The sequence below is a fragment of the Thauera terpenica 58Eu genome (assembly GCF_000443165.1).
GTDB lineage: Bacteria > Pseudomonadota > Gammaproteobacteria > Burkholderiales > Rhodocyclaceae > Thauera > Thauera terpenica.
The window spans coordinates 1-10,355 of sequence record NZ_ATJV01000066.1 but is presented as its reverse complement, the minus strand read 5'-3'; the positions used below and the strand labels follow the sequence as shown (position 1 = coordinate 10,355).

The window sequence follows — 10,355 nt, the reverse complement described above, 5'->3', positions numbered from 1 at the left end:
TTTGGCGAACGCCGGGGGGCACTGAAATGGCGTTCAGTGTCTTCCAGGACTTGTTTGCAGAAGTCGATGGCGCGACGAGCGTATTCGTGTCGGATGTGATCGGGCGCCTCATTGCGGAACTCACGCCCGTTTTGACGGTTGGACTCACCTTGGCATTCATCGGCTACGGGCTCCTGATCGTCCGCGGCGCTATCGACATGCCGGTGATGAACTTCGTCGGGCGTTCCGTCCGGATCGGCATCATCACCGCCGTCGCACTGGCGGGCGGGATCTACCAGGCGCAGATTGCCGATGCCATCCGGACGGTGCCCGATGCGTTCACTCAGGCCATCCTGAGCGATCCATCGGCAGTTGCCGCCAGCGTGATCGATGCCGCTGGGCAGAAAGGGCTAGATCGGGCGACTGAAGCGTTCGAGAAGTCTTCCGTGTTCTCGGCAAACGGTATGGCCTATCTCGTCCTGGCAGTCGTTTATGGTTTCAGCGCCGCGATCATGCTGATTTTTGGGGGCGGCCTGATCCTGATGGCGAAATTCCTGCTCGCCCTGCTCGCCGCATTCGGTCCGATGGCGATATTGGCGCTTCTGTTCGAGCCTACTCGCCAACTCTTCGATAGGTGGATGGGGCAGGTCGTCGGCGCCGGTCTCACGATCGTTTTCGTGGGGGCAATCTTCGGCTTGCTGCTCTCGATCTACGGCCGGCTCATGGATGGGCTGGATTGGGGTACGACCAATATCGGCTGGCATATGGGTGGCGCCATCATCATCACCGGGGTTGCCGCGATGGTGTTGCTGCAGGTGTCCTCGATCGCTGCCTCATTGGGCAATGGCCTCAGTCTCGGCATCCTGCACGAAGTCCGCGCAGTGCGGGGTGGGGCGGTCGCTGCTGCGCGTGGTGCTCGAGCTGTGGTGGACAACCCCCTTACACGTACTGCCGTGAGTAACCCGGCCACGCGCGCCGCTGCCACCGGTGTTGCCAGTGTCGGCCGTCGTGCTGTTGGGTACTTCAAGGGGACACGTCGTGATGCAGCGTGATCGCCCACGTCCTGTCCGATGGTTGTCCCACATCTGGCCGCTGCTGTCCCAGGTTTGTCCTAGCTCGCGGTTCTTCTCAATGACCTTGCGGTCATTGAGTGTGGGTTTTGACCTTCCTGTTCGTGCCTTGCGCCAGACGTCATAGGTGCTCCTGAAAGGTGGGTGTCCTTAATCCTTAAATCGAGGGCATACACCATACGCACCTTGCTGGTTAGATCAACTAACTGATTTATATATCATTTGTCCGGCGTCCCGGAAGCCGGCCGTAGTCCCGCAAAACTACGGAATGGCCTGCATCCCGCGTATTTGCTGGCTTTCTTGCACTACGCGACGGACCACGGAGGCGATATGTCGTTAGATGCCATTGTCAAGATGAGGTTGGGCCGCGAACAGCACGCCATTTATGAGGCTGAGGCAGCCGCGCGCGGCTTGCCGCTGACGACCTGGTTGCGGCAGCGCCTCGACGCCGCCGATCAGCTTCATGCCCAGCTTGACGCCTTGGAGTGCGAGCTCGCTGCATTGCGAGCAGCGGTGGGGCGGCTCGAAAACCGATGCGAACGGAGCCCAGCTGCCGAGGACGAGAAAGCCAGCGCCTTGCTGGTGGAAGTCCTGCTGCTGATGCGCGCGTTGGCGACGCCGCAGCATGTTCAGATGGTCCAGGCGGAATTGCGGCGCATCGGCTTGACCGCCCGGGAGGGGGCTGCGTGAGAGTGAAATTGCCCGCGGTATCGGCTCGCCTCGATGCTGGATTGAAGGGCGAGTTCGAGGCTGCCGCCGCTGCGAATGATTTGACGCCGAGCCAGGTTATCCGCCGCCTGATAAGGGATTACGTGACGCGGTATCAGCAAGAGGAAGTGCACCAACGCGAGTGCAAGCGCGCCGAGAAAGGGGGCACGAAATGAGATGCGTAAAAGTAACGAATTGGGTGGGCAGGGCTGCGCTGTCGATCGTGCTGATCGGGTGCGTCGGCGATGCGACCGAGCCCAACGAAAAGAACTTCGCCGCAGCGTTGAATGCTTCCCTTGAGAAGGAGGGTGCGTTTTGCGTGCCGTTGCAGTTTCCGGTGGCTCTCAACAGCGGTGATCTGGTGGTGAATAGCGATCGCCGCAAGCAGATGCAGGCCCTCGAATCGGTCGGACTCGTTCACGCGACCGAGTACGAGCTCGAAGAGCGCAGCGTGTTTGGCGGCACGCGATTCGCGAAGCTGCCGCGCTACGACCTTACTCCTGCCGGCGCGGAGTACCGAGGCCAAGGGAGCCGCAGCGCTGGCGAGGCTGTGTCCGGGTTGTGCTACGGCAAGCCTCAGCTGCATCGGATCGTTTCGTGGGAGGGGCCGCGCCAGGTCGACGCCTCGATGGTGGCCCTGGTTCGCTACACCTACTCGATCGAGACCCTCGCGCCGTGGGCGAACGATGCCGCCGTGCAGAGGGCATTTCGGCCCTTGAGGGAACGTGTGCGCGGCGCTGGCACGGTCGAGAAGCTTGTTCCGCTGCGACTGACCAATAACGGTTGGGCAGCGGCCGGAAGCCTGTTTTGAGGGGGCGCCAACATGGTTCATGACAACAAGGTGGTTTTCCTGCGTCCTCGCGACCGTCTCGAAGACGTCGACCACGGTGAAACCGATGAGGCGCCACCGCCCGTCGCGCACCAGGAACATCCGCAGAGCCGTCGCGGATTCGCCATCGCCATGATCGAGCTCCTGCGCTACTTGTTCGTGGTCGTGCTGATCTTCTTGCGGCTGCCGATCAAGTTCGCATTGAGCTTTTTTGCCTTCGGCCTGACGGCAGCCGGGGTGCTGGTGTACATCGGCTACCCCGAAGGGGCCGCCGCCCGGGAGGCGATGCTGCCTTGGGCTCCGGTTGGTGGCTTTGCCGCCTTTGCGCTGAGCTACGCGTACGACTCGATCGTGATGTGGCTTTCGCGTGAACAGCTTTTCTTGCACTAACCAGGAGCACAAACATGAACAGAATCCTTCGCCCCCTCGCACTGGTTGCAGGCCTCGCTATCGGCAGCAGCGCGCACGCCGGAATCCCGGTCATCGATAACGTGGCCATCGCCAAAGCAGTCCAGCAGGTGGCAGCCTGGGCAAAGCAGTACGAGCAGATGGCGGCGCAGATTCAGGAGGCCCAGAAGCAACTGCAGCAACTCGAAACCACCTATCAGTCGATGACTGGCAGCCGCGGATTCGGCGCGCTGCTCGCAAACCCGGGCCTGCCGCAGTTCCTGCCCGACGAGTGGAAAACCATCTACGAGACGGCCGCCGGCGGCGGTTATGCGGGTATTTCGGGCTCCCTGCCGCAGATCCTCGCCGACGAGAGACTGGCGGGTTCGGTGGCTGACATCGAGCAGCAGATCATGAAGCGCAGCCGCGAAGCCGCCGCTACCGACAAGGCGACCGGTCTGCGGGCTTATGATGGCGCCAAGGCGCGGCTCGTGCAGATCGAGGCCTTGATGGGTGAAATCAACGCGACTTCGGACCCGAAGGCGATCGCCGAGCTTCAGGCGCGCATCCAGGCCGAGCAGGCCGCGATCAGCAACGAGGCGACCAAGCTGCAGATGATCGCGATGTTGCAGCAGGCCGAGCATCGGCTGATCGAGGAGCAGCGGGCACAGTTGAACCGTCGGATAATGTCAGGCTCGAATACAGGGTTTCCATCGTTGCGCAGTGGCACACCCTGACATCAAGAGTAAACCTCCAGCGCCGGATGTCGCCACGAATGGCATGAGGAACACCGGCGAAGGCGGTGAGGTGTCTCCCCAGGAGACTCCTCACCAAGCCGCTGGGGCGCCAAAGTTGTCCCCCGAGGAAAGCATGTGGCAGCGCGCCGACCCCTCGAAGGGGCGACATTCCGCACGGCAAAGGGGTCCGAGCATGTCCGAGCAATCACTGCGGCGGCGCTACATGACTCCGATCCGGCGCAAATGTTCGACGACGCGAACCGTAACTACGTAGCGAACACGTTCGCCAACCATCTCGGCATTGTTAGCCACTTTGCGCAGTGGATACACAGTCGCCAGCTACGGTTGCAGAGCATCGACGAAGCGCTGGTAGTCAAGTTTCTTGATAAGTATCTGCCGCCTTGCCGCTGCTCTGGTCCGGTTCAGCGCGATCGTCTTACGCTGAGCGCAGCTCTCGGTCGCTATGCAAATCCCTCCATTGCGACCCAAAGTGGAACCTGCACGGTCGAACGACTGCTTTGGAAATGACGACCGGGACATACGCAAAAACCCCGAGAAAGCCATGGGCGCAAAACGCTGAATCAAACTGCAGGCCAATGCAGCCGCAAGCCTCCCCGCAGCTCAAGGGCGAATTCCGGACGTCATACTGGCCGGACTGTTCCTAAGTGTGTCAGACTCGCCAAAAAAAGTGGCGGGAGATTGAATGGTTGCAGTCGTCGAGGTTGACTTAGAAGCGCTCGGCGTGCGCCTCCCGCGCGGGGAGGTTGCGATGGTCGTCGCTCAGCCCCACGTTGTTTTCGTACCCCAGGAGCCCTTCACATGGGCTCCCGCGGAACGGCAACGGGCTCTTGATAGTATCGATGAGACTCTGGCGGTCTCACGAAATTGCCCGCACGGCGCAGGCAAAACGCACTTCACCGTCTTCCCAGAGTGCACGCTTCCAGGGCTGGACGGGGTGGACCGCATTACGGCGGCAATGCAAGCAGCGGAGTGGCCAACCGAAACGGTCGTCATCGGCGGGGTCGATGGGCTGACAAAAGACCAATTCGTTGAGCTGGTTCAAAAGCCGAACACCACGTACGACGCCGTCGGGAACCGCCTTGACCGGGTGCTGGCGCATCAATGGGTGAACTGTGTGGTCACCTGGGCGAAATTACAGACGGGCGAAGTACATAGCTGGGTGCAGCCGAAGCTCTCCCCTGCCTGGGTCGAGCTGAACGTCAACTGCATGTCGATGTACCGGGGCAGTTCAATCTACGTGTTCAAGGGCATTCACTCGAATGCCGATGCCGTCTATCAGTTTGCCACCCTGCTTTGCTTCGACTGGATTGGGGCAACCGACGCCAAGCGAATGTGGGAGTGGCTGCTCGACGGAATTGCCACAAGGGCTCGGCAGTTGGGCGGCAACCTTCCTCTGACTTGGTTGTTCGTGGCGCAATGCAACCCAGCACCGTCGCATCCGTCATTCATGAGTCAGGTGGGGCTCTTCTTCGACCCCGCCCAATATCCAAGAGTCACTCGGGACGAGACCTGTTTGGTTATGGCGAACGTCGCCGGCAGGGGGACGCCCGGCCAGGCTGACAAGTTCGGTCAGTCCGCAGTCATCGTCACGCCGAACCGCTTTTTGCGCCCAGGATGCATGCCAACGTACGGTAATGGCGGTGTGTCGCAGCGAGGAGCAGATATCTTGGAGAACTTCCGGGACGCTGTTTTTCGCGAGCGCGGAGCATGCATTCACTCGTTCTTGGTCATCCACCCGTCCACGCTGCCTCAGGGGTCCGCAGGACGTCGAATTGCCTTGCGCGAACCTACTGTGCACCCGTTTAACGGCACGCACGACCCCAGGGCACCAAGCGGCGCCGTGCCCGCAGTCGTCAAGTGGATGAATGACGAGCTGGACGAACCTTCAAGGTCATTGGCCACCAAGTACACAAACCTGCCATTGACCTCGGCGGCCGGCGCTGCACACGAGCGAGCGGTCGGTGAGCTACGAAAGCTGGAGGCAGAGGCCCTCGGCTCCACGTTGAACTTTGCGAGCATCACAGCTTGCAAGGGAACGCCAGACGAATGGAAGGTCGGTGAAGTCCATGCCCTGAAGCATCTTCTGCACACCTTCTCGATCCTCGACGTGGCTCACTATCCGGCGACATTTCATGGAAACGGTGCTCAGGCGACGATTATGAAAGGCGAAACCAGCCTGGAGGTCATTGCCGTAATGGGAGCCAGCCATGAGGACTGCGACAAGCATGTACTCAACTACCTGCCGGCGCACAGGGGGCAACTGGTGATTATCAGCCGAGACGAGGACAACAACCCATGGGACCCGCGCTTCAAGTCCATCTATGACCAAGTCCCAGACGAGCCATCCACCGAGGCGAAATTCACACAGCCAACCAGCGCTATCATTCGGGTCGGGTACCGCGACATGCTCGACGCGTATCGGAACGCCGCCAACGAAGCCGAGTTGAAGGAGGCCCTCGATGCAAAGCTCTCCTGAGACTTTGAGCCTGCCGGCAGGACTGCAGTCCACCCTGGCGGATCTCATGAAGGGAGCGACGTTCTCCAAAGAGGTCCTGCGAGAAGGCTGCCTGCCCGTAGTGATGATGTTCCGCCAGCATGCGCTGACCGTCTTCGCGGTTGGTGACCAGGCCGACTATCAGCCGCTGTATGAAGCCTTCAAGAAACACTACCTGAAGAACAGCGCACAATGGTCGACGAAAGATGTCGCGTTCGTGTATTGCCTCCCTGCGGACGTCACCGTGGCTCCGGACTTCTGCTCTCGTGTGGAGGTCGACGCGTACTTCTGCAGGAAGTACGTCGTTCGTCTTGACGGTGCCCTAATTGACAGTTTGGCTAGGCTGCCCTTCCTTCCTCTTTCGCCCATAACCCCCGGTGTCCAGACGAGGCCGCCGTCCGCCCAGACGCTGCTTCGTCAGCGCAATCTCAAGGCGGACCTTGCGAAGGCACTTGTGGTGCCGTCGACGACCAGTGCATCGAAAATCCTGACAGGATGTCTTGCTGGCACCTATGGTCCTCCAGAAGCGCTGCAGTCGGCGGCAGGCCCCAGCGCGATTCCTGAGGTTGTTGAAGACCGGGCTCAAGCCACCCTGAAATCCATCTCCATTCAGAACTTCCGGGCATATCGGACGAAGAAGGTGTTCGAGCTCGGCTCAGCGGTGACTATCCTCTACGGTCCCAACGGCTTTGGAAAGACATCGTTCTTCGATGCCCTCGACTTCGCAGTCACCGGTGGCGTTGGCCGCCTCGCCAAAGCAAGCGGCGGGTTACCTCGGGTCGCCAAGCACCTCGACAGCCAAGGCGACTCCACCGAAGTATCGCTGACGCTCGTTCGGGAAGGCAAAACGCATGTCATCACGCGCAATCTTTCTGACCACAACAACGCCTTGGTTAATGGCAAGGCCACACCAAGGAAAGAGGTCCTCAGTCTGCTGACCGGCGGTACGGCCCCGGGCGCCGACCGAGTAGAAAGCCTGGTGGACCTTTTCCGAGCAACCCACCTGTTCAGCCAGGAGAACCAAGAGCTTACGCAGGACGTGGCGTCGAAGTGCGAACTCTCGTCGGAGCTGGTCTCTCGGATGCTCGCCTTCGAGGACTATGCGAGCGGCCTCAAGAAGGCCGAGGAAGTGCTCAAGCTCGCAGGGCAAGAACACAGCAAGGTGACCACTGACATAGCCAATGCCCAGCAGGCGATCGCGCATGAGCGCAAGGAGCTGAAACGTCTGGAGGGGCTTGTTGCTGCCTCGGATACCTCCTCAGCAGCGCTGGACGCCCGCTTCGTCGGTCTGGAGGAAGCAATCTCGACCGCCGGTTTCGACATCTCCGGGATTGTGTCACGCGACACCCGAGGTCTGAGGGCCATGCTGGACGTTGCGGCGGCCGAGGCTGTCGCTTGGCGGGCGATGCTGTCGCGCGCCATTGAGCAGATCGGGACGCTGGGCACCCTTCGCGGGCAACTTGAGCCGATGCGAACTCAGCTGACCGAGCGGCAGGCCCAACTGCAGCAAGCTGAAACGCACGAGAAAGAGGCGTCGGAACTCCTCGGCACCTTGTCTAGCCAGTTGGCTCAGCTGAGGACGCAGGAACAGGGCTTTCAACTTCGACGGGACTGGCTCACCTGGGCGGTATCGGTCCAGCCCGAGTATGAACAGCTGACAAGCCAGGCTCAGAGTCTGGCAGCGGGGCTGGCCACACTGTCCTCGCAGGTGAGCCAACAACGGGCGACCCTGGAGCAAGCGCAAGCCGCTCAACGCGAAGCCGCAGCGTCGATGCAAGTGGCGAAGACCACATTCAAGGCCGCATCGGAGAAGCGAGCTCGCTTCCAATCGGTCAAGGACGTCGCCGCAGCGTGGGAACAGGCTGCGCCTACCCTCGTCGAATTGCTGAAAGCTGAGACCCAATTTCAGGCCTCAATCGAGGAACTGCGCAGGCAATGGGGAGAGGCCCAGCAGGCCGTGCATTCGCAGGAACTTTTGGTCGAACGGGTCGAGCGGAAGCTTGCGGAGGCCAGAGGCAGCGATTCGAGGCTCAAGGGGCTAATTTCAGAGCTTCGCGGCCATGTGGTTGGGCCAAATTGCCAACTGTGCGGGCACGACCATGGGAGTGCGGAGAAATTATTGGCAGCAATCGACCGGCGAATGCAGCACGGCGACCGCGTCGTCCAGCTGAGCGAGGTTGCCGCGACCCGGCGTGCGGCACTCCGGACGCTCGTAGGCCAGCGGCAAGTACTCGTCGAGCGGTTGAAGCAGGAGGAGTTACGGCTCACTCATGCACGGATGCAGCGGTCGCAACTGGAGAGACAGCGCGCGAACTATGAAGCATTGCTCACCTCAGTTGGGCTTTCGCTAAGCGGCGAAACGCGGCAGCAGATGCAGAGCCTCAATATCCAGGTTCATGAGGACGAGCTGAACGCCGCGGGTTCCGTCGACTCAGCGAGGCAGTTGCTAGAAGCGGCTGAAACCGCGCTCGCATCTGCCCAGGCGGGCTATCGTGCGCTAGACGAGCAGAGGCGCGCCACCGAATCAGCGCTGAACGTTGCACAGAAGCGCCTGAGCGAGTTGCTTCATCAAGCCAATCAAGGTTCCATCAACCTGGCAAGCGGCCTACAAGCACTTACCGGTGCGGAGCGCGCCACCGAAGAACAAAGGGTTTCGATGAGCGCTGCCGTTGAATCGGCAAACGAGCAGGCGGACCGCCAGAAGGCAGTCCAGGCGGCCGCAAAGGCGGCTGTTACTGCCGCCCGAACCAGCCACCAGCAGGCGAATCAAGCCCTGACCGGACATCAGACGCGCATTCAGTCGGTCCTATCGGAACTGGCAGCTGCAAAGTTCGACAGTGCGGTATCGCCGGAACAGCTTCATCAGCAAATGGAAGTCGCCACGACACGCGAGGTCACAGCGCTAGGTTTGCGAGACCGCGCGGCGGAGTTGGAGGTGGCAGTTGACACCGCTGCCACGTCCGCTGCTTTCGAGAGCATCCGCCAGCGCATTCTTGCCAACCAAGAGCTGCTTCAGGACGCAGCCGTTCGCGCGCAGAAGATTCAGCCTTGGGTCGGGTACTTCACTGAGGTAAAGAAGCTTCTCAGGACGCAGCAAGCCTTCGCGACGGAGCACTTCATCACCGAGTACGGGCCGAGGACGGCCGTCATTCAACAAAGGCTTCGTCCAGTCTATGGCTTCGGTGAAATTGAGGTCTCCAGCAAGGATTCGGCCATCAGCATTCGTGTCCATCGTAAGGGCGAGTCACTAAGGCCGACGGACTTCTTCAGTCAGTCGCAGATACAGACTCTCGTCTTGGGTCTGTTCCTCACAGCCTGCAGTTCGCAGACATGGTCGGGCTTCTCGTCCATCATGATGGACGACCCAGTCACTCACTTTGATGACCTGAACACGTATGCCCTACTCGACCTGATTCTTGGCTTGCAGAGTTCTTCGGAAGGCGAGCGGCAGTTCGTCATCTCTACCTGTGACGAGAAGCTGTTGCAGCTTGCTCGACACAAGTTCCGACACCTGGGATCGGCCGCGAAGTTCTATCGCTTCCAGGCCATCGGCGCCGAGGGCCCCATGGTGTCCGAGATTTCCGCATAGCAAACGCGGGCAGCACGCCAGGGAGCCGTAAAGCGCTTCAAGAGGCTCGCGCGTTTCCCAAAAAGGGCCTCAGCTCAGGGGCTCGCTGCTCACCATAGGATGCGAGCGCGAACAGCGAGCGGGCTGCCTCGGTGGGCCTGGATGGGCTTGTCGCAAATCTTCATTTTCAAGAAGTACGGGGTATAAGGGGGCGTCTCAGAAAACGGATCGCAAAGTACGCTAAGCGTGCGCTGAGGCTGGCACCCAGCGGTACAGCGTAGGAATGGACACGCCGAGGTTCTTTGCCACGCACTTGGGCGAGACGCCACTGGCCAGCAGCCTCTTGGCCGACTCGATCCGACCCTGACCGGGCATCCGGACTTCCCCGAAGCCGCCGCTGAGGCGCGGTGGCCTTCTGTGAGTTTCGCTGCCACGAAGCTGCCGTTCGTGACCTCACGACTCCGGCCAGTTGCAGAAGGGGGCAGCTCACGAAACGGAACAAATCGTACGCTAAGGCATAGCTCGCCCAAGCCGGTCCCCTGCCGACGTGGCGAGGCTCGTT

The 10,355-nt window shown here is 60.8% G+C and carries 10 protein-coding genes; 9 read left to right on the top strand and 1 reads right to left on the bottom strand.

The annotated features are described in order from the left end of the window. Positions 1-26 precede the first annotated feature (26 nt). From M622_RS33075 to M622_RS33040, 9 genes are all read left to right on the top strand, one after another. The gene (locus tag M622_RS33075; RefSeq protein ID WP_021249964.1) at positions 27-1,031 is read left to right on the top strand and encodes a TrbL/VirB6 family protein; all 1,005 of its coding nucleotides are present in this window, start codon (positions 27-29) and stop codon (positions 1,029-1,031) included. 378 nt (positions 1,032-1,409) lie between these two features. Further along, entirely contained in the window at positions 1,410-1,739 is a 330-nt protein-coding gene (locus M622_RS33070) for a mobilization protein (RefSeq protein WP_169375138.1), read from the top strand. Continuing rightward, complete coding sequence (locus tag M622_RS40825; protein WP_021249962.1) at positions 1,736-1,933, top strand: ribbon-helix-helix protein; 198 nt, start codon at positions 1,736-1,738, stop codon at positions 1,931-1,933. The genes M622_RS33070 and M622_RS40825 overlap by 4 nt, the downstream gene beginning before the upstream one ends. A gap of 23 nt (positions 1,934-1,956) precedes the next feature. Continuing rightward, complete coding sequence (locus M622_RS33060) at positions 1,957-2,568, top strand: SEN1982 family lipoprotein (protein ID WP_021249961.1); 612 nt, start codon at positions 1,957-1,959, stop codon at positions 2,566-2,568. Between the two features lie 30 nt (positions 2,569-2,598). Then, positions 2,599-2,976: a hypothetical protein gene (locus M622_RS33055; RefSeq protein WP_157282058.1), complete on the top strand. Its 378-nt coding sequence runs from the start codon at positions 2,599-2,601 to the stop codon at positions 2,974-2,976. Positions 2,977-2,990: 14 nt separating this feature from the next. Continuing rightward, positions 2,991-3,710, top strand: coding sequence for a P-type DNA transfer protein VirB5 (gene virB5 / locus M622_RS33050; protein WP_021249959.1), 720 nt, complete (start codon positions 2,991-2,993; stop codon positions 3,708-3,710). Between the two features lie 243 nt (positions 3,711-3,953). Then, entirely contained in the window at positions 3,954-4,238 is a 285-nt protein-coding gene (locus M622_RS40170) for a hypothetical protein (protein WP_157282055.1), read from the top strand. Between the two features lie 175 nt (positions 4,239-4,413). Then, entirely contained in the window at positions 4,414-6,207 is a 1,794-nt protein-coding gene (locus tag M622_RS33045) for a hypothetical protein (RefSeq protein WP_021249958.1), read from the top strand. After that, on the top strand, positions 6,191-9,814 hold the full coding sequence (locus M622_RS33040) for an AAA family ATPase (protein WP_021249957.1): 3,624 nt from the start codon (positions 6,191-6,193) through the stop codon (positions 9,812-9,814). Before M622_RS33045 ends, M622_RS33040 begins: the two co-directional genes overlap by 17 nt. A gap of 219 nt (positions 9,815-10,033) precedes the next feature. On the opposite strand, the gene M622_RS39750 is transcribed toward M622_RS33040, so the two are convergent. Then, positions 10,034-10,168: a helix-turn-helix domain-containing protein gene (locus M622_RS39750; protein ID WP_157282052.1), complete on the bottom strand. Its 135-nt coding sequence runs from the start codon at positions 10,166-10,168 to the stop codon at positions 10,034-10,036. Between the last annotated feature and the right edge of the window lie 187 nt (positions 10,169-10,355).

What these genes read in the sequence shown, in the direction of transcription:
- M622_RS39750 (WP_157282052.1), bottom strand. Translation starts at nt 10,168, where the DNA reads ATGCCCGGTCAGGGTCGGATCGAGTCGGCCAAGAGGCTGCTGGCCAGT.
- M622_RS33075 (WP_021249964.1), top strand. Translation starts at nt 27, where the DNA reads ATGGCGTTCAGTGTCTTCCAGGACTTGTTTGCAGAAGTCGATGGCGCG.
- virB5 (WP_021249959.1), top strand. Translation starts at nt 2,991, where the DNA reads ATGAACAGAATCCTTCGCCCCCTCGCACTGGTTGCAGGCCTCGCTATC.
- M622_RS40170 (WP_157282055.1), top strand. Translation starts at nt 3,954, where the DNA reads ATGTTCGACGACGCGAACCGTAACTACGTAGCGAACACGTTCGCCAAC.
- M622_RS33040 (WP_021249957.1), top strand. Translation starts at nt 6,191, where the DNA reads ATGCAAAGCTCTCCTGAGACTTTGAGCCTGCCGGCAGGACTGCAGTCC.
- M622_RS33045 (WP_021249958.1), top strand. Translation starts at nt 4,414, where the DNA reads ATGGTTGCAGTCGTCGAGGTTGACTTAGAAGCGCTCGGCGTGCGCCTC.